13 protein-coding genes are annotated in these 20,285 nt (G+C 60.2%); 10 read left to right on the top strand and 3 right to left on the bottom strand.

Annotated features, from left to right (window positions below; genetic code table 11):
• Positions 1 to 89: 89 nt before the first annotated feature.
• Positions 90 to 344: a hypothetical protein gene (locus KDL09_RS15650; RefSeq protein WP_294387000.1), complete on the bottom strand. Its 255-nt coding sequence runs from the start codon at positions 342 to 344 to the stop codon at positions 90 to 92.
• 152 nt (positions 345 to 496) lie between these two features.
• On the opposite strand from KDL09_RS15650, the gene KDL09_RS15655 reads away from it, so the two are divergent.
• Genes KDL09_RS15655 through KDL09_RS15665 form a run of 3 tightly spaced genes read left to right on the top strand, consistent with a single transcriptional unit; the run spans position 497 to position 3,236 of the window.
• Positions 497 to 1,231 (top strand): hypothetical protein, encoded by a 735-nt coding sequence (locus KDL09_RS15655; RefSeq protein WP_294387001.1) that lies wholly within the window; start codon positions 497 to 499, stop codon positions 1,229 to 1,231.
• A gap of 45 nt (positions 1,232 to 1,276) precedes the next feature.
• On the top strand, positions 1,277 to 2,206 hold the full coding sequence (locus KDL09_RS15660; RefSeq protein ID WP_294387003.1) for a sugar phosphate nucleotidyltransferase: 930 nt from the start codon (positions 1,277 to 1,279) through the stop codon (positions 2,204 to 2,206).
• Positions 2,207 to 2,246: 40 nt separating this feature from the next.
• Positions 2,247 to 3,236 (top strand): phosphotransferase, encoded by a 990-nt coding sequence (locus KDL09_RS15665; RefSeq protein WP_294387005.1) that lies wholly within the window; start codon positions 2,247 to 2,249, stop codon positions 3,234 to 3,236.
• On the opposite strand, the gene KDL09_RS15670 is transcribed toward KDL09_RS15665, so the two are convergent.
• Positions 3,237 to 3,872, bottom strand: a complete 636-nt coding sequence (locus KDL09_RS15670; protein ID WP_294387006.1) for a LysM peptidoglycan-binding domain-containing protein — start codon at positions 3,870 to 3,872, stop codon at positions 3,237 to 3,239.
• A 100-nt stretch (positions 3,873 to 3,972) separates the two neighbouring features.
• On the opposite strand from KDL09_RS15670, the gene KDL09_RS15675 reads away from it, so the two are divergent.
• The 7 genes from KDL09_RS15675 to KDL09_RS15705 all read left to right on the top strand — a co-directional run bounded on the left by KDL09_RS15675 (position 3,973) and on the right by KDL09_RS15705 (position 18,038).
• Positions 3,973 to 4,872, top strand: coding sequence for a phosphatidate cytidylyltransferase (locus KDL09_RS15675; RefSeq protein WP_294387008.1), 900 nt, complete (start codon positions 3,973 to 3,975; stop codon positions 4,870 to 4,872).
• Between the two features lie 18 nt (positions 4,873 to 4,890).
• A complete protein-coding gene (locus KDL09_RS15680; RefSeq protein WP_294387011.1) occupies positions 4,891 to 6,027 on the top strand; it encodes a 1-deoxy-D-xylulose-5-phosphate reductoisomerase in 1,137 nt (378 codons plus the stop codon).
• Positions 6,028 to 6,077: 50 nt separating this feature from the next.
• Positions 6,078 to 6,719: a hypothetical protein gene (locus KDL09_RS15685; protein WP_294387014.1), complete on the top strand. Its 642-nt coding sequence runs from the start codon at positions 6,078 to 6,080 to the stop codon at positions 6,717 to 6,719.
• 87 nt (positions 6,720 to 6,806) lie between these two features.
• Positions 6,807 to 12,725: an alpha-2-macroglobulin family protein gene (locus KDL09_RS15690; RefSeq protein WP_294387017.1), complete on the top strand. Its 5,919-nt coding sequence runs from the start codon at positions 6,807 to 6,809 to the stop codon at positions 12,723 to 12,725.
• A gap of 33 nt (positions 12,726 to 12,758) precedes the next feature.
• Entirely contained in the window at positions 12,759 to 14,048 is a 1,290-nt protein-coding gene (locus tag KDL09_RS15695) for a hypothetical protein (RefSeq protein WP_294387020.1), read from the top strand.
• Between the two features lie 23 nt (positions 14,049 to 14,071).
• Positions 14,072 to 14,938: an alpha/beta hydrolase gene (locus KDL09_RS15700; RefSeq protein ID WP_294387023.1), complete on the top strand. Its 867-nt coding sequence runs from the start codon at positions 14,072 to 14,074 to the stop codon at positions 14,936 to 14,938.
• Positions 14,939 to 14,960: 22 nt separating this feature from the next.
• Positions 14,961 to 18,038, top strand: coding sequence for a PAS domain S-box protein (locus KDL09_RS15705; RefSeq protein WP_294387035.1), 3,078 nt, complete (start codon positions 14,961 to 14,963; stop codon positions 18,036 to 18,038).
• Between the two features lie 36 nt (positions 18,039 to 18,074).
• Here KDL09_RS15705 and KDL09_RS15710 read toward each other — a convergent pair.
• A partial coding sequence (locus KDL09_RS15710) for a DUF1553 domain-containing protein (protein ID WP_294387036.1) occupies positions 18,075 to 20,285 on the bottom strand: 2,211 nt, incomplete at its 5' end.

Below are 20,285 nucleotides of genomic sequence, written 5' to 3' on the forward strand. Positions count from 1 at the left end.
GCAGCGGAAGGTGGAAGCCTTCTCGGGCACAAAAAAACCCGGAGGGGACACCTCCGGGCTTTGTGGATGATTGAATCACCCAAATGGGATCAGCCTTCCTTGAGGGACTCCACTTTCTTGTGGGAGCTGACGGCGGTCACCTTCTTGCCGATGAGCTTGTCGGCGTCTTTGACGGCTGCGGTGAGGGTCAGTTTGACGTCTTTGCCGCTGGCTTCGATCACGATTGACTTGGAGTCGGAATCAACGGACTTGAGCTTGCCGCTGGTGGTTTCGGTTTTGCCGCATCCTGCGAAAGCAGAGGCGGAGAGGCCAATGACGGCGAGGGTGGTGAGGATGGATTTCATATGGGCTTGGGTATGGTTAGCTTTCCGGCAGGGAACTGACCGAGCGGATTTGCACTGATTCAAAACGAGACCGGGTCTGCGTGACAATCAAAAAATGTGCAGTTTGGCAAAAAAGCTCGTCACGGGGGGACGGTCTGTGCCACGCTGGCCGGATGAAGAACGCTGCCTTCAGTCTCTCCCTTGCCACCCTCCTGGCACTGGTTTCTCCCAGTGTGGCTCATCCGCTGCCGGATGTGGCGGTGCGGGCCAACTTCGAGCAAAACGGAGACTGGATGCTCCAGGTGGAGATCGACCCCCGCAGTTTCGAGCCGGATCCCAACGTGGCCCCTTATCTCACAAACGCCGACCTGGAGGTCACGGCGCAGGATCGCAGGGACAAGTTCAAGGCCACGGCAGCCGACTATCTCAAACGCGTGGTTGAGGTGGTGCTGGACCCCGCGGCAGAGTTGAAGCCGGAGTTTGCATGGGAGTTCACCGGCATGGAAAACGCACCCCTCAAGGCGCCTGAGGATCCCGTGATGCTCACCGGAACCTGGCGGGGCAAGATTCCTGAGGGAACCACCGGATACTCGATCAAGGCGCTGCCGGAGGGAACGCTGAGTGTCCTCTATCACAACACTGCACTCGGCAAAAAGGTGGAGCGCTACCAGATTCTCTTTCCCGGGGAAAACAGCTATGTGCTCGATTTGAAGACCTTCAAACCGCGCACCGAGGCGCCGCCACCCATCACGGCGGACTCGGTCGACAACTCAGCAGCGGCGTCGGGGGACCTTATGTGTCCGATGTGCGAGACGGGGGCTGGCGGCAGCTACACGCTGCCGGTGGTCGCATCAGTAGCGGGCTTGGTGATTATCGTCACGCTGCTGCGCAAGAAGCGTGTCCCCTGAGTCCGGGCGGCAACTTCCGATTGCGCCGTCATCGTGTCCGCGTAAATGCCGCGCGTGAATCAGGCATTTGTATTGGGCGCAGGCATTGGTGAAAGGCTCCGACCGTTGACGGAACAGCTTCCGAAACCCCTCGTGCCCGTGTTCCACCGGCCGCTGATCACCTATGCGTTTGATCACCTTATGGCAGCAGGTGTTTCACGTCTCGTGGTCAACACCCACCACATTCCCGAGGCCTATGCACAGGCGTTTCCGGATCAAACCTATCGCGGGACGCCGGTGCAGTTCCGCAACGAGAGTCCTGTGCGCCTCGAAACGGCCGGCGGCATCGCTAACGTGCGCGACCTGCTCGGGAATGACCCCTTCATCGTCTATAACGGCGACATCCTCACGGACCTGCCGCTCAAGCCGCTTCTCGACGAGCATCGAGAGAAAGGCAATCTCGTCACCCTGGCCCTGCGCAGTCATGGGCCGTCGCTGCACATCGCTTGGTATCCCGAGCGGGGACTCGTGACCGACATTCGCAACAAACTCGGCACAGGCGACGAGGGGAAATATCTCTTCACCGGCATCTATGCCTGCGATCCGGCGATTCATGACTGGATCACGCCCGGCAAGGTGGAGTCCGTCATTCCCATCTTCCTTAACATGATCCGCGAAGGGGCGAGACTCGGCGCCGTGGTCATTGATGAAGGCAGTTGGTGGGATCTGGGCAGCCGCACGGCCTACCTTTCAGCCCATTCGGCGCTGAACGGCATGTATGGCCCCGCCATTGACCCGGCGGCGAAAATCGAGGACGGGGCTGTCCTGCGTGGCATCAATGTCGTGGGAGCCGGGGCGGTGATCGAATCAGGGGCTCAACTCGAGGACACCATCGTCTGGCCGGGAGGGCGTGTGGCCGAAGGTTCGGTGTTGAAGCGCTGCATCGTGCGCAGTGGCATCGTTGCCTCGGGCGAGAGGGAAGATGCAGATTTCTAAGGCACAAATACGCGGCAGTGGGTTATACTGAAGGCTTCCCATGTTGTCCGAACACGAGGCCCTGCTTTCATTCACCCGCGAACAGTTTCCTGAACTGAACAGTCTGCCGTGCAAGGTCGAAGTGATCCTCAAGGGCGCTTCGGACCGCCACTTTTATCGTCTCATGTGGCAGGACGGCCGGGAGCCGATGATCCTGATGGTCTATTCGCTGGCCCGGCGTGACAATCCCAAATTCGTCCCCGCCACACATCGGCTGGCAAAGATCGGCGCTCATGTGCCGCAGGTGTTCGCTTTCGACGAGCAGCGTCTCTGCGTCTGGCTTGAGGATCTGGGCCGTGTGGATCTGCAGTCTTTCAATGACCAGCCATGGGACCTGCGGGGGCCGTTGTATGAGGCCACTTTGCGGGAGGCTGCCAAGTTCCATGGCGTCGAGGAGAAAAATCTCAGCAAGGCCGATCTCGACGAACTGGAACCCGCCTTCGACGAGGCGCTCTACGAATGGGAGCAGAACTACTTCCTCGATCACTTCGTCCGCGGTTATCTGGGGCGTGATTTTGCCGATCCCGAGTTCGGTAATGCGCGACAGACTCTCAAACAGCTCCGACAGCGTCTCGCGCAACTGCCGCGCTGCCTGGTACATCGTGATTTCCAAAGTCAAAACGTGCTCATTCGAAACGGCGATGCCTGGCTTGTCGATTACCAAGGGCTGCGTCTGGGGCGGGCCGAGTATGATCTCGCCTCGCTGCTCTACGATCCTTATGTAAGCCTCGCGAGCGAGGAGCGTGATCTGCTGCTGCGCTATTATGCCGTACATCGCAATCTCGACTGGAACGAACTGCAGGAAGTCTTCCACCTCTGCGCCGCCCAGCGTCTGATGCAGGCCATCGGGGCCTACGCTAATCTCAGCCGCAATCTCGGCAAACCGCACTACGAGCAGCACATTCCCGCCGCGGTTTCCAATCTCGCCGAAGTCTGCATCAAGTCGCCCGACCTGCACGATCTGCGCGCCTTTTTCGAAGGTGGTTTTTGATCACGCCGGCCAGCGAAAGCACTGTCCTGCCGCCAGTTTGCCACGGGAGTAGGCGGAGATGCGTACGCGATTGGCGCTATTGCCACTGAGCAGCCAGACGTTGCTCAGATCCATCGCATGGAGGAAACCCACATGACCGCTGGCGCCGGCGCTCAGAGGCTGCAGCACGACGACGCAGCCATATGTCGGAGCGACGGCCTTGCCGTAGCTGATCCACTGGCCGGCGAGGCCGGTGTTGTGACCGCGAAAGCCGGCCTTGCGAATGCTCCAGTTCACAAACGCGGCGCACCAGCTCGTCTCGTCTCCGCCGCGTACTCCCACGCTCGCGAGGTATTCGACGATGCGCGGATTGTCGCCGGGATTCCATTCCGCCACGCCTTGCTCGCGCAAAGCGCATTCCATCCAAGGCGGTGTTTGCGGAACAAAACCCGCCGCAGGCTGTGTCGGATTGGCAGGGGCGGCCGGCGCACCAACTGCTGGCTGCACCTGCAACACCTGCCCGGGAAACAGGATGCGGCAATTGTTGTTCGCGTCGCACAGCCCGGGATTGATGGCCTTGAACTGGTCGAAGCTCATGCCGAACTTGCGCGCTATGCCCATCGGAGTGTCGCCGGGCTGGATGACGTAGGCTGCCATGAGGATTGAAATTAACGGTGCGTGAAGGAATGCCAAACGCGAAATCGCATTGCTCTCACCAGTGGGATACGCTCTAAATGGGCGCTCCCCAATCCGCCGCATGTCCCAACCCGCCGCCTCCAGTCCGCCCAGCAAGCGGCGCGTCTTCGCGTCCCGCCTGTTCAGCACGTTGATCCTTTGGTCGCTGCTGGCCGTGGCCTTTCTGCAGTGGCAGAACACCTGGCTGATCATTGCGATCACCGGCTTCTTTGGCGTGGCCGGAGCCGTCGAGTACTACCGTCTTTTGCGCAATGATCCGCAGGCGCGCTCCTTCAACGCGCTCGGCTTTGTCATCTGCATTGTTTACTGGGGGATCGTCATCTGGTTCACGACGACGCGCCAGGACGTGCCGCCGATGTGGCTAGATCTCGCGGCGCTGACGGCCAGCGTGCATGGATCGTTCCTGCTGTGCTATCGCCACCAGCTCGAAGGCGCCGTGACCATGCAGCGCATCTTCAACACCGTTTTCGGCGTCGTCTACACCGTGATCTTCTTCGGCTTCATCGCCCGGCTCATGTATTTCCATTCCGAAGGCAAAGGCATCACGGGAATCTCCCTCGTGCTCTTCCTCGTCGCAGTGACAAAGTTCAGCGACATGGGCGCCTATGTCTTTGGTGTGTTGTTTGGAAAGCACAAAATGATCCCGCACATCAGTCCGGCAAAGTCATGGGAGGGTTTCGTTGGCGCCTTCGTCGGATCATTTTTGGCCGCGGCCGTTTTGCTGTCGTTGATTCCCGACCAGATTCCGCTCATCACCTGGCCGCATGGAATGGCGCTCGCTCTGATCCTTTGCGCCACCGCGATAACCGGCGATCTCGCCGAATCCGTGCTCAAGCGCTGCGTCGCCATCAAGGACAGCGGCCACACGCTGCCGGGGATCGGAGGCATCCTCGATCTCACGGACAGCCTGCTCTTCACGGCTCCAGTGTTTTATTTTTACTTGTCCGCCATCGCTCGTTAGGCCAAACCAAGCCCTGTGATGCGCAAAGTTCTCCTCCTCGGCTCCACCGGTTCCATCGGCACCAGCGCCCTTAAGGTCGCGCGAGATATTCCAGAGCGCATGCAGATGGTGGGCCTGGCCGCGAACAGCAGCGTGGAATCACTCATCGAGCAAGTCCGCGAGACCGGCGTGAAGCAGGTGACTCTCACCGATGCGGCTGCGGCAGCCAGGGCGCGTGCCTTGCTTCCTGCGGATGTCGTGGTGCATGTCGGAGCACAGGGGCTCGTTGATCTCGTGAATGAATCCGAGGCCGACATGGTCCTCGTCGCCATCGTCGGCACAGCGGGGCTTGCTCCGGCGCTTGCCGCCATCGAGCGCGGCATGCATCTCGCCGTCGCCAGCAAGGAAATCCTCGTCATGGCTGGCGAAGCCGTCACCGAGGCAGCGAAGCGGAAGGGCGTGAACATCCTGCCCGTGGACAGCGAGCACAACGCCATCTTCCAGTGCCTCGAAGGCCATCGCCAAAGTGACGTGCAGCGCATTCTGCTCACCGCCAGCGGCGGCCCCTTCCGCACGCTGCCTGCGGATCAACTCGCCGACGTCACCGTCGCGCAGGCTTTGAAACATCCGACGTGGACGATGGGCCGCAAGATCACGATCGACAGCTCCACGCTCTTCAACAAAGGCCTCGAAATGATCGAGGCGAAGTGGCTCTTCGATGTGCCGATGGACAAGATCGAGGTTGTCGTGCATCCGCAGAGCATCGTGCACAGCATGGTCGAGTTTGCCGACAACAGCGTCATCGCTCAGCTCAGCCACAGTGACATGTGCTTTCCAATTCAATACGCCGTCACCTGGCCTGACCGCGTGCCCAACAACCTCAAGCCGCTCGACTTCGCCCAAGTCGGCGCGCTGCACTTCGAAGCACCGCGCGTGAATGATTTTCCCGCTCTCAATCTCGCCCGCCATGCCGGAACCGTCGGCGGCACGCTGCCGGCCGTCCTCAATGCGGCCAACGAAGTTGCCGTCGATGCCTTCTTGAACGGCAAAATCAAATTCCCCGGCATCTGGCAGACCGTTGAACGCGTCATGACCGCGCATCAAGTTGTCGCGCATCCGAATCTCGATGCGCTCATCGAGGCGGACGCGTGGGCGAGGCGATTGGCAGCAGCATAGCTTTGAACCGAAGCGCAATTTCCAGGGCGCATTGGCGTTTCAGCCCGTGCATGAAACTCTCGCGTCTTTTCCTCCTTCTCGCCGTCACAACTATCACGAATGCTGCGGACCTGACGCCGACGCTCGGCACGCTGGGGGACAAACTGCTCGACGAAACCTTCAGTGGCTCCGAGGTGCCGAATGGCTGGAATGCGAACACCGGAACACTGCGCGTGGCCGATGGTGTTCTTCTTGCCGCCGAGAAGTCCAGTGACATGCACATCGGAGCATTTCGCTTTCGCCTGCCGATACAGGACTGCGCTGTACAGATCGACTTTAAACTCGGCGACGCCCGAATCATCAACCTCGGGTTCGATCCCGCGCCCGGCGAATTGAAGAAGAAGGGTCATCTGCTCTCCGTCACGATCAGCAAAGCCGGCTGGAGTTTGATTGAGCACAACGACAAGGCTGATCCCAACAGCAAAACCAAGGTTCACGCCAAAGCGGAAACGGCTTTCGATCCCGCCACGACCTACACGCTGATGCTCGAGTGCAAAGGCGACAACGTCGTCGCCCAGATTGCAGGAAAGGAACCGCTCAAGGCCACCGCGCCCGATTTCCACGTCAAAAAGCCCGGTCTCGTCTTCCGCATGGGCGGCAAGGACGGGCAGGAGGTCGCCTTCGACAATGCGAAGGTGTGGGCGTTGAAGTGAGGCGGCGAGCGGTTTCCAAAAACTTCCCAAAAATGTCCTCGCCCCCCCGGGTGGCGTGCTACTCTCTCGGCGAACCCACTGTTCGCCATGAAAAACACTTTCAGCCCCGTGCTGCTGCCAGCCATGATGCTGGCGTTTGCAGCCTCATTTGTTTCCGCGGCTCCTGTGAAGGGCCGTTCCAACGCCATAGAACAGCCCCCTCAGGAGCTGCACGCCGAGATCACCATCAATCCGGTGGAACTGGCCCCCGACTCGACCATCGAGGTCGTGTTTCCGACGCCGATGGTCGCCAAGGATCGCATCGGCAAAACAGAGTCCGCTTCGCCGCTCGTCGTCACGCCGGAACTCACCGGCACGTTTGAATGGACGAGCACGCGCAGCGGTCACTATCACCTCACGGAGGCACCGCAGTTCGCCACCGGCTATGATTTCAAACTGCGCACCGGTTTGACCGATCTCGCCGGCAAGCCGCTCTCCACCGAGAAGCTTGATTCCGTCGAAAGCGCCCGCTTTCGCATCATCGACCAGCATCCGCGCTGGTTCGACGACGACGCGCAAAATCGCAGCCCGCGCTTCCTGTTTGAGTTCAACGACAGCGTGGCGCCCGAGGAAGTTGCGAAACATATCAAGTTTGTCAGTGAAAACTCCCCTCAACCGATTGCAGCCAGGATCCGCCACGCCAACGGGAAGGATTTCTCACGCATGAGCACCGAGCCGCAGCAGACGTGGGCGGAGGAGATCTCGAAAGCGAAGCCGGTCGTCGTGGACGCCGCTGCCCGTCTCAGCGCAATCATCGTCGAGCCCGCCTCGCCGCTCACCATCGGGAAGTGGCGTCTGGTCATCGCCGAGACACTGAGCAACGCATCGGGCCACAACCAGATCGCCACAGGCGATGACATCGTGCTTGGTGAGATCAAACCCTTCCAGGTGCGTTCGGTCAGCGCCCATACTCCGTTCGACAGCGACTACTACATCGACATCGACTTCAACAAGCGCCTGCTGCCGCCTTCGGATGAAGACATGAAACCCGAGGAGGAAGCCGCATTTGCGAAGAAGCTGGCTGCGCTGGTGCACATCGATCCAATTCCCGCCGGTGAAACGAAGGCCGAGGTGTTTTACCGCACGCTGCGTATCAGCGGCAAATTCCCGCTCTCGCGACCCCACACCATCACCGTCGATCCGGCAATGGCCTCGGGCGACGGCATGGTGCTCGGTGCGCCGGTGAAGAACAGCGTCACCTTCATTCCCAATCCGCCCTACGTGGCGGCGCCGACGTTCATCAACGCGCAGCTCGCCAAAGGAGCCGCCGGTTATGAATTCAGTGCGGCCAATGTGAAGCAGGTGCGCGTGCGTGCGAAGCGCCTAAACGGCCCCGAACTGCTCAAGGCGCTCGATCAATATCGCGCCTACCGCTCCGCCTACTATGGCAACGACAAGCAACGCGCGGCCTATAAGATGCAGTCCATCGACGCCTACCCCGGCGCGCAGGTGTTTGACCGCAGCTTCCCGGTGAACAAGCCGCTCGATCAAAGCGAGATCCTGAAGCTGAACTGGCGTGAGGTGCTGGGGGACTATCCGGCGGCGCCGTTGTTCATCGAGCTCGAGGGCACGGCTGCAGCCGGAGTCACCCAAAAGGGGGTGGTCACGCAGACGCTGGTGCAGTTCACCGATCTTGGGATCATGCAAAAGAGCACCGGACGTCAGACGATGGTCTTCGTCACGTCGCTTGAAACCGGCAAACCGGTGTCAGGTGTTCGTCTCACGTTGGTCGATTCCGACCTGAAGCTCGTCGGTTATGGTGACACAGATGCCAGCGGCATCGCCACCGCTGCAGGGGCCACCCCTGCCTTTGTGCTGGCGGAAAAGGACGGCGACTGTGCGGTGATCGAGTGCAACAGCAGCGGCATCGGCGTTCCCTACGACATCTCACAGGCCTGGGAGGACGTCTGGCAGCCGCAGCGGCGCACGTTTGTGTTTTCAGACCGCCCGCTCTACAAGCCTGGGGACACTGCGCACTTCAAAGCTCACACGCGTCTGCTCACCGGCGATGATTTGAGCCTCGATCAGGCGCCTGCGGAAGGCCGTCTCGTCATTCGTGATCCACGTTATCGCGTCGTCATCGACAAACCGGTGAAATTCACCGCTTCCGGCGCCTGGGCGGATGATGTGGTTCTCCCGACCGGACCTGCGGGCTGGTACGATCTCTCGGTCAATCTCAAGTCGCCCAACGCCAACAGCCAGAGCAGCGACGGCGGCGGCATGAGCTTCCGAATCGACGACTACAAGCCGAACACCTTTGAGGTGAAGCTCGATACGAAGGCGATCAAGTTCCAGCCCGACCGCATCCAGGTCCCGCTCAGCGCCAACTACTACATGGGCAAGGCCCTCTCCGTGGCCAAGGTGCAGTGGAGCGCGAACTCGCAACGTGATTACGAGGCTCCCGAGGCATACCGGCAATATCACTTCGGCGAAGCGCCCTACTGGTCGCACTATGCCCAGGACCGCGATGCCGATGGCGATTACTCAGGTCACCAGAACGACGATGTGGAAAATGAATGGTTTGTGAACGGCGATCTCTATCTCGCCGATGACGGCACCGCGACGCTCGAGATGCCGCAGCCGCCGCCGGATCGCGCCGCCCTGCCACAGCGCGTGCGGGTGAACGCCGAAGTCACCGACATCAACGAGCAGACGATCAGCTCCGCAGCTGAGTTTGAAGTTCCCGGCGCCAGTTTTCTCCTGGGTCTCAAAGGACCGGAGTATTTCGGCAGCGCCGGCAAGCCGTTGCAACTGGAGGTCGTGGCGATTGATTCCAAAGGTGCTCCGGCGGGAGAAAACGTGCGTGTCGAGGTCAAAGTCGAGCGTCAGGAGTATCACACGCTCAAGATCGCCACCGCAGGCGGCGGATCGACCACGAAGGACCAGGTCGTTCTGCGTGAGGAGCTGAAGCAGAGCGTTGATTTGAAACCGGCGACCGCCGGTTCGGCTCCTTCGGCGAGCATTCCGTTCACTCCTGCAGCGGGCGGCGTTTATTTTGTCACGGCGGAGTCAGTCGATGCCAAGGGCACCAAGGTGCTCTCCCGCATGCCGTTCTACGCCGTTGGTGGCAGTGAATTTCCTTGGGCGATGGAGGACGGCAATCGCATGAACCTCCAGCCAGAGAAGACGAAGCTTAAACCCGGCGATGATGCGGTGATCGTGGTCAAAACACCCATCGCAGGCACTGCGCTCGTCACCCTCGAACGCAACAAGGTGCATCGCCAGTTTGTCACCGAACTCACGCTCGACAATCCCGTCATTCGTGTGCCGCTCGGTGAAGATGAATTCCCGAACGTCTTCGTGTCCGTCATTGTGATCCGAGGATCCGCCTCCAGTCCGAAGCAGGTCAAGATGCCGGAGTATCGCATCGGGTATTGCGCGCTCACCGTTGAGTCGGATGCCAAGGATTTGAAGATCGCGGTGCAGCCGGATCATGAGGAAGTTCGTCCTGCCGAAGCGGTGAACATCACCACCACGATCACCGATGCAAAAGGTGCCCCTGTTTCAGGGGCCGATGTGACGCTCTACGCTGTCGATGAGGGCGTGCTGAGCCTCATGAGGCATCAGACGCCGGATCCGTCCGCGTTTTTCCACGAGGAACTGCCGCTCGCCGTGGACAGTTTTACCTCGTTCGACGATCTGCTGCCTGAAGAGCTTGCCGCGCGCGATCGTGGCAACAAAGGCTTCGTGATCGGCGGTGGCGACGGTGAAGAAAACATGGGGAACATCACCGTTCGCAAAAACTTCATCGCCACGCCGCTCTGGCTCGCTTCGGGAATGACGGATGCCCAGGGCAAACACACCGCCAGCGTCACCGCACCGGACAACCTCACACGCTATCGCATCATGGCCGTCGCCGCGCAGGGAGTGGATCGTTTTGGCAGCGGGGAGTCGGCGTTCAAGATCAACAAGCCGCTCATGATCGAGCCCGCCGTGCCGCGATTCGCACGACTGGGCGATGAATTCCTCGTGAAGGCCGTCGTGCACAACACCACGCCGCATTCCGGTGCGGTGGAGGTCACGCTCGATCTCGACGACACAGCGAGCTTTATTGCGGAAAAGCGCGACTTCATTCCTGCTTCTCTCAAGGCCGACATGGGTGGCAGCGCGAAGCAGCAGAAAGTCATTCTTCAAATCAAGGCAGGCCAGACCGCTGCCACCGCCTTCCCGGTGCAGTTCGTGCAGCTTGGCACTGCGAAATGGAAGTGGACCGCCCGTGCGGTGAACTGGCCCGTTGAGGCAAACGACGGCACTGAATCGACCTTCGACGTAAACCATCCCGTGCCGGAGCTGCGCTATGTCAGCTACACGCGCGTCAAGGGCGATGAGCCGGTGGAGAATCTCATCAAGGAGGTGAATCCTGCGCTGCTCGAGGGGGAGGGCGAGCTCTCGCTGGGCATCAGCAACAGCCGCCTGTATGAAGCGCGCGATGCGCTCGACTATCTGCTGCACTATCCATATGGCTGCGTGGAGCAGACGACTTCCGCCACGATGCCATGGCTCGCGCTTGGCAAATACGAACCGCTGTTCCCGGATCAACTCGGCGGCGGCAAGGCGAAGGAAGTCATTCAGGCGGGCGTGAACAAGCTCCTGCAAATGACCACGGATGAAGGTGGTCTGGCCTACTGGCCCGGCGGCCAGGAATCGAGCTTCTGGGGCAGCGCTTACGGCGGAATGCTTCTGCTGCGCGCGCGTGATCAGGGGGCGGACGTTCCGGCGGATGCCATCAACAAACTGATCGAATATCTCTCAAAGCGTCTGCGCGGTCTCGATGAGGAAAAGGATCTCTACAACATCACCGATTCTGCTCTGGCGCTCTACACGCTCGCCAAGGCCGGCAAACCTGAGCCTGCTTATCAAAACCTGCTCTTCGGCCGACGCGAAAATCTGCCGGAGACCGCCCGTCTCTATCTCGCGCTGTCGATGTGTCTCAGCAACACGCCTGAGCAACAGATCAAAGACACACTTGGCTGGAAACCACCCGCGCCTCCCGCTCCGACGAAGACTGACAGCAAGGCCAAGGTCGCGTCGAAATCCAAAACTAAAGCGAAGTCGACAACCCCGGCACCCCGTCCGGTCGTCTGGAGCCATTGGGCAGGCAACGGCGCGAACAGGGCGCTGCGACTGATCTGCTACACGCATCTGGGTTTGACCGAGGACGCAGAAAACCTCGCTGTCTCCATCCTGCAATCCCGTAACGGCCGTGGCGAGTGGGGCAACACATTTACCAACGCGTGGACGCTTACGGCGCTGGCGGCTTATGAGCGCAGTTTGAAGAAAACGGGTGAGCCGCTCACGGCGGACGCACACTGGGACACGCAGAACCAGCCGTTGAACCTCGCCGCCGGCTTCTCTAGTGCGAAGGTGAACTTCGCGCTGAATCAAACGCTCAGCGCCGCTCCTCTCAGCATCACGCTGCCAGCCGGACGCGAGGCCTTCGCCCGTGTCGAAGCCCGCAGTTTCCCGCCGCAGCGCGATTTCCATGGCGAAAACAAAGGCTACGCCATCGAACGCACCTACGAGGAGCTGAACATGGACGGTTCCACCTCCGGCACCGACGACCTTCGCGTCGGCGACATGGTTGTCGTCACGCTCAAGATCGAAATCGGCGGTGGTGACCGCTATCTCGCGATCGATGACGCGCTGCCCGCCGTCTTTGAAGCCATCAATCCCGAGTTCGGCACACAGAGCGAGCGCGAAGGCGACCAGCTTCCTGATGGCACGCAAGCTTGGTTCTGCGACCATCGCGAGATTCGCACCGACCGCGCCCTGTTCTTCACCGACTACGCGCCTGCGAAGGGCAAGTTCAGCTTGCAATACCTCGCTCGCGTCATCGCTGAAGGCGACACCACCGCGCCGCCCGCCCGCATCGAGGCCATGTATCAGCCCGACAAGTACGGCCTCAGTCCGACGCAGCGCATTCGCACCCTGCCTTCGGGCAACACGAAGGTGGCGGAAACGAAGTGAGACAGATTCTTTCGTCTGTCGTAATCGTTCGCAATGCCCGCATCCGCCGCTGAATCCATTACCCGCATCCGCGCTTCTTTTCCTGAGCAAGGCTTTTTTCAGGACAAGGAGTGGGTGCTGTCGCCGGAGGCGTTTGAGTTGGATTCGGCGACGGAGGAGTTGATCCATGCACTCGGACCGGCGCTGCGGGCATTTCAGCGGGCGTGCAACTGGTTGTACTTCGATAAAGCGCATCCATGGGTGGCTAAGCTGCTGGATCAAGGCAAGCCGCAGCGTGTGATCGATCTCGGGCGCAATCCGCGCTGGCATGAAGATCTGCCGCGAGTGCTGCGGCCGGATTTGGTGCTGACGGAAACCGGTGTGAGCATTTCGGAGCTGGATTCGCTGCCCGGCGGCATCGGTCTGACAGCGTGGCTGAATGAAACGTATGCGGCGCTCGATCAAGACGTGCTCGGTGGAGCCACGGGCATGATCGATGGCTTCGCGAATGCCTTTCCGAACGAGGACATCCTCATCTCACGCGAGTCCGGCGATTATTTGCCCGAGATGAGCTGGCTGGCGGATCGATTGGGCCGGCGCGTGCTGCGTCCGTGGGAGGTTGAGCCATTTGAACTCAATGGCACGGCAATTTACCGCTTCTTCGAGTTGTTCGACCTCGCAAACGTGGAGAACGCCGATGTGATGCTGCGCATGGCCGAGCGTGGTGAGCTGACCTTCACGCCGCCGATCAAAGCCTTCCTCGAAGAGAAGCTGTGGCTCGCGTTGTTTTGGTCGCCTGCTCTCGAAGACTTCTGGAGCTCCGCACTGAGCACTGAGCACCTGGCACTTTTGAAAAAGTGCATCCCGATGGGCTGGGTGGTCGATCCAGTCCCGCTGCCGCCGTTCGCGGTGTGGCCGAAGCTCGACATCCAGAGCTGGCATGAAATGAAAACCTTCGGCGGGAAGCAGCGGCAGCTCGTGCTGAAGATCAGCGGATTCTCCGAGCGCGGCTGGGGCTCTCGTGGTGTGTTTATCGGCCACGATCTGTCGAAGGAGCAGTGGGGGGCGGCCATCGACGAGGCGCTGGCGAGTTTCCCGACGAATCCGTTCGTGCTGCAGGAGTTTCATCGGGCAAAGGTCGTCACGCATCCGGCATGGGATGAGGACAAGCAGGTCACGCGTGCGATGCAGAGCCGCGTGCGGCTGTGTCCGTATTACTTCGCGAAATCGGAAGAAGATGATGATCCACGGCTCGGAGGCGTGCTGGCCACTGTGTGTCCGGCAGACAAAAAAATCCTCCATGGCATGCGGGATGCCATGATGCTGCCTTGCGTTGGACGGTGATTTCCGCTCCAATTGGCGGTGTCATGAAGTTGATCCCCGTTTTCTTTCTCGTTTCATCGTCCCTTTTTGCGGCCGAACCTATTGTGTTGAAACTTTGGCCCGGCGGCGCACCGGAGCAGCCCGGTGTGAAGATCGAGGCGGAAAAGGAACTGCCCAAGAAGTCCGCCGATGATGTGATGCGAATCACGAACGTCACCGACCCGATGATCACTGTGTTCAGGCCGGAGAAGCCCAATGGCACAGCGGTGATGGTGTGTCCTGGTGGCGGTTACGGCATCCTGGCCTATGAGCATGAAGGATCACAGGTATGCGACTTTCTCGTTCAACACGGTGTCACGGGCATTCTGCTCAAGTATCGAGTGCCAAAGCGCGATCCGAAAGATCCCGGTCGCGAGGCCTTGCAGGATGCCCAGCGTGCGATGGGACTGATCCGCCACCATGCAACTGAGTGGGGTCTCAAACCGGACCGCATCGGCATTCTGGGATTCTCTGCGGGCGGTCATCTGACGATCATGACCACGTTGCACGCCAACGACCGCACCTACACGACCGATCCCGCGCTGGATGTGGATGATGCGACCCCCAGCTTTGCTGTTCCTGTTTATCCGGCCTACCTCGTGAGCAAGGAGGAGCCGACGAAGCTCCTGCCAGGCTTCGAGGTGACAGCAAAGGCGCCGCCCATGTGCTTCGTGCACGCGAATGACGATCCATGGCCGGCAAGCGGCAGCGCGCTTCTCTACCTGGAATACAAGAAGCTCAATCTGCCCTGCGAGCTGCACATTTACGCCAAAGGCGGCCACGGTTTTGGCATGCGCAAGAGTGGCGGACCGGTGAATGACTGGCCGAACCGAGTTGCAGAATGGATGAAGTCGATGGGTTACATCCCGTGAAGCCATTACATCCCGTGAAGCCATGAAAGCCCGCAAGTCCCGGTCAGCCGTCGTTTCGACGGCGGAAGAGGATCCTCACCACATGGTGGTGAATGATCTGACCGAGACCATCTGCCGCTTTCGAAGGGATGGGACGCTCACTTATGTGAACGAGGTGTTTTGCCGTGTGTTCGGCATGAAGCGGGAGAATCTTGTGGGGCACCGCTGGCAGCCTGTCGCATACGCCGACGATGTGGCGATGATCGAGGCAAAACTGGCTTTGCTGACACCGAAGAATCCGGTGGGGGTGATTGAGAACCGCATTTATGACGCTGCGGGGCGGGTGCGCTGGATGCAGTTCATCAACCGGGCTTTCTTCGATGCGAAGGGGCTGATGCAGGAGATCCAGTCCGTCGGACGTGACATCACGGAGCGGGTGCTGGCGGAGCAGCGGCTGCATGAAGGGGAGGAGCGCTGGAAGTTCGCGCTGGAGAGCTCTGGTTTCGGCGTGTGGGACTGGGACATTACCCAGGACAAGGTGTTCCGGTCCAGCCAGTTCAAGATCATGCTGGGTTATGCGTCCAATGAATCCGTTGCTGACGGAGTGCATGGATGGGAAAAGACTCTGCATCCGGAGGATCTGGCAGGCACCAAGGCCGCGGTGAACGATCATTTGCTGCAAAAGACCGACGGATTTGCCCGGGAGTTCCGTCTTCAGTGCAAGGACGGTTCATGGAAGTGGGTGATGGGGCGTGGCAAGGTGATAAGTCGTGACAGCCGGGGCGTGGCCCTGCGCATGACGGGGACGCTGGAGGACATCTCTCGACGCAAAGCGGCGGAAGAACGCGAAGCTCACAACCTGAAGCTGATTGTGGACGGCGCTCCTTGTGCCGCGGTTTTGGAGGCGATCGTGCGCACTGTGGAGGCAGGGCATCCGGACATGCGCTGCAGCGTGATGCTTGCAAACGATGCAGGCACGCATCTCAAACTGCATGCGGCTCCGAGCCTGCCAGATTACGTCAGGAAAGCGCTGGACGGACTGCCGATCGCTCCTGACGTCGGCATTTGCAGTGTCGCCACCCATACCGGCAAGCGGGTGATTTGTTCCGATGTGCTCGCCGAATCAAGGCTGGCGCCATTTCACAAACTGGCGTCGAAGGCGAAACTGCACTCCTGCTGGTCGGAACCTGTGGTGACCGGGTCAGGGAAGGTGCTGGGGGCGTTCGCTTGCTATCGCCGTGACATTCACACACCGGACCAGATGGAAATCCAAGCGATCATCGCGGCGGCCCGGCTTGCAGCTCTGGCGATCGAACGTGAACAGCAGGAGAAGGAACTCGAGATTAGCGAAGAGCGTTATTCCCGCGCCATGCGTGCGACCACGGATGGACTGTGGGATTGGAACATTGTGACCGGTCAGACCTACCTCTCTCCGCGCTGGAAAGAGATCCTGGGTTTTGCCGAAGAGGAACTTTCGGGCGGGACCCAGGAGTCGTTTTTGTCGCGCCTGCACCCCGAGGACCTGCCGAGGCTTCTGGCGGCGCGGAAGGCGCACTTCGAGAAGAGGGCGCCCTATCAGGTGGAATTTCGCCTGCGCACCAAGGGCGAGGAGTACCGGTGGTTTGTCGCCCGTGGCGAGGCCGACTGGAATGAAAAAGGTGAAGCGGTCCGCATGATCGGCACCATCTCAGACATCGAGGAGCGCAAGCGGGCCGAGCAGGCGCTGCGCGAGAGTGAAAAACGTTTCCGTGCCGTTTTCGAGCAGGCCGCCGTGGGAATGGCCGAGATCGAAACCCCCACGGGTCACTATCTCAACGTGAACCAGCGGATGTGCGAAATCAACCGCCGCACCCGCGAGGAAATGCTGAAGCTGACCTTCATGGACGTGACCTATCCGGAGGACCTGAAGGATGATCTCAATCAAATGGAGGACCTCAAAGCCGGGCGAATCTCCAGCTTCAACATGGAGAAGCGCAACATGGATCCCGACGGCAACCTGACCTGGATCAACCTGACGGTTTCGCCCATGTGGCTCCCCGGCGAGCCGCCGCTGCGTCATGTTGCAGTGGTGGAGGACATCACGGAGCGCAAGCAAACGGAGCTGAAATATCGCCGTGAGCTGGCCTACAATGAGGCATTGGTCAGCCATACCTCCGCATTCATCGTCGTGCTGGACCTGGACGGGCGCTTTGTGCACGCAAACTCGGCGTTTTATTCCACGATGGGCTACGTTCACAAGCAGGTGATCGGCAAAACGCCGTGGGAAATCGGTCTCATGGATCCGGCGGAGACTGTCAGGTCGAAGGAACGTTTTGCGCGCCTGTTGCGTGGCGAGGACAATCCGCCCGCTGATTCGCGTTTGCGGACGAAGGGAGGAGAGTGGCGCAGTGTCGAACTGCGCAGCACCGCCACGCGCAAGCCGGATGGCAGTCTGGATCGCATCGTGGTCACCGGAACGGACATGACGGAACGCAACCGCCTGCAGCAGGAGGTGCTCCGTGTGGTGGAACAGGAGCAGGCGCGAGTGGGGCATGATCTTCACGATGGCGTCGGTCAGACCATGACCGGCATTGTCGTCATGATGGAGGCGCTGGAGGCGGAGTTGAAAGGGGCGGCCAAGGCGCAGGCCCTGCGCATTCACGAACTTCTGCGTCAGTCGGTCTCCGAAGTGCGCCGCATGTCCCACGGGCTATCGCCGACCGGGGTGAAGTACCGTGGTTTTGTCGGCGCCCTGCAACTGCTGGCCGAGACCGTGCGCACGAACTTCCGCACGCCGTGCGACTGCCAGGTGGACGCCAGCATCGACATTTCCAACAGCGACATTGAGTCACATCTCTTCCGCATCGCTCAGGAGGCGGTCAACAACGCCCTGCGTCATGGAAAACCCACTCAGGTGAAACTCTCGCTTCAGCGCGTCAGTTCCTCCGAGTGCGAACTGCGGATCGAAGATGACGGCACCGGTCTCAAAAAGCTCAAGTCCGAGGGGCACAACGGCATCGGCGTCCGTGTGATGGACTACCGTGCCAACCTTATCGGCGCCCGGCTCACCATTCATACGAAACCCAAACGCGGAGTCATTGTCACCTGCCGATTCCCGTGTGAGTCATCCAAGAAGCGATGATGGTCCGTTGATCGTTCGGCGCAGACGAGTTCACACCTATTCGCGGGTGATAAACTCATCCGTGTTCAGGACGATGCGTGTCGTGGCTGTCCAGGCGGCGGTTTCGATGTTTGAGATGCCTGGCTCAACGGGGCTGCTGATGACAGACTTCACATCTTCGGCGGGGCCGTTTTGGTAGGTGTAGCGTGATTCGTCGAGCAGCTTTTGCAGCGATGCGAGTTCATTGGCTGAAGGAGAACGTGAAACACAAAGGCGGAAGGCGCGCGTAAGGCGGGAAGTGTCGTCTTTGAGTGACGAGTCGTTCAATACACGAGCAGCGAGCGCCTGCGCGGCTTCGGCGAACGCTTCGGCATTGAGTGTGGTCAGCGCTTGCAGGGGCGTGTTGGAAACGGTGCGTTTGACGTTGGTCGTGTTGGCATCCGGACAGTCGAAGGCGGTGAGGTCCGGATGCGGAGCGGTGCGTTTGAAGAAGGTGTACATGCCGCGGCGGTAGCGGTCCTCGCCCTTGCTGGTAGTCCATTTGAAATTGCCGGCGTAGCTGAGCGCATCGACGCCTTCGGGAATCGGTGGGAAGACGCTGGGGCCGCCGATCTTGGAGGAAAGCAGACCGCCGGCGGCGAGATAGAGGTCGCGCACGACTTCGCCATCGACACGCAGGCGGTTTTGACGCCACAGAAGCGAGTTCTTCGGATCGAGTTCCATCACCTTCGGGGGCAGGTTGGCCGGGATCGCGCTGCTCTGGCGATAGGTGGCCGACATCATGATGGTCTTGAGAATTTTCTTCCGGCTCCAGCCCTGGCGCATGAATTCGTCGGCCAGCCAGTCGAGCAGTTCAGGATGTGTGGGCGGTTCGCCACGCACGCCGAAGTCCGCGACAGTGCGGACGAGGCCTTCGCCGAACAGACGCGTCCAGAAATGATTCACCGTCACACGCGGGGTGAGCGGATTGTTTTTGCTGACGAGCCAGCGCGCGAGATCGAGGCGCGTGCTGCCTTTCACGGGTGGCAGTGTGGCAAACGTGGATGGCTGGACCTCGTCGGCGGGTTGCAGGAAATCGCCGCGATGCAGCAGATTGGTTTTGCGCGGGTTGTTCGTGCGCTGAGCGATCACACGCACGTCCATCACGGGCTCTTTGGGAAGTTTGAATTCCGCTGCTTTCAAGGCGCGATCCGCCGCGACGACTTGAGGATCGATTTTGGCCATCCACGCCCACAGCGGCTGGATCACGACCGGATTCCGGCGTTTGGGTTCTTCACTGAGAATCTTGCGGATCGCTTCGGGCAGAATGCTGTCTTCGGTTTCTTCGCTGGCGGCGAGAAGACGGAAGCGTCCGATGGTGTGACCGGGCTGCTTGTAGTTTTGCTCCAAGGTGAGGACGAGTGAATCACCCGGCAGCAGCACATAGGGGGCGGCGAGCTGCACGGTGAGCACGTGCTTCTTGCCCGTGGCACCGGAGACGGCCCAGCCGGTCTGATCATCGGCGTCGAGCGTCTTGTCGGCGGTGAAGGTCTTTTGCTCGAAGTCGGCCTTCGGTGAATGAAGGAGGAGTTCCTGCGTGGTTTTGCCGTGTTGGATCGCGGCGTTGAGCCCCGTGAGCACGAAGTTGCCGCCTTTGTTGTAGCCGGGGCCTTTGCCGGGCAGGGAATCATCGGGCAGGACTTCGATCTGCAATGCGGTAATTTGCTTCGCATGGTTGTTGATTTCCAGCGTGTAAGTGTCGGTCTTCGGCGCTTTGTTTTGCGCGAGATAGGAGCCGTCCGGCTGTTTTTCCATTTTCGCGGAGAGCGCTTTGGCATTTGCGATCGGCAGCGGTTCGAACGTTTGCACAGCCTTGGCCGCAGCGGCCTTGGCGAGGCGTTCTTTGATGCCCTTTTCCCACTCGGGCAGTTTGACCGGCAGTTGCGCCTTCGCGTCATCGAGTGCTTTGCGCAGCGGAATGAGCTTCTTCACGGCATCGCCGTTCTTTTTGGCGTATTCGTCCCAGGCTTCGGGCGAGGTGGGCACCTCGCGGTTCACTTCGTCACCGTTGTTGAAGTAGGCGAAGAGCTGGTAGTACTCCTTCTGTGTGATCTGGTCGTATTTATGCGTGTGGCAACGTGCGCAGCCGACGGTGAGACCGAGCCAGACGGTGCCGAGCGTTTCCGTGCGGTCCATGCAGGCCTCGATGCGGAACTGCTCCTGATCGGTGCCGCCTTCGGTGTTGGTCAGCGTCTGGCGGTTGAACGCGGTGGCGACAATCTGCTCGGA

The sequence above is a fragment of the Prosthecobacter sp. genome, assembly GCF_020439865.1.
In the GTDB taxonomy this organism is placed as follows: domain Bacteria; phylum Verrucomicrobiota; class Verrucomicrobiia; order Verrucomicrobiales; family Verrucomicrobiaceae; genus Prosthecobacter.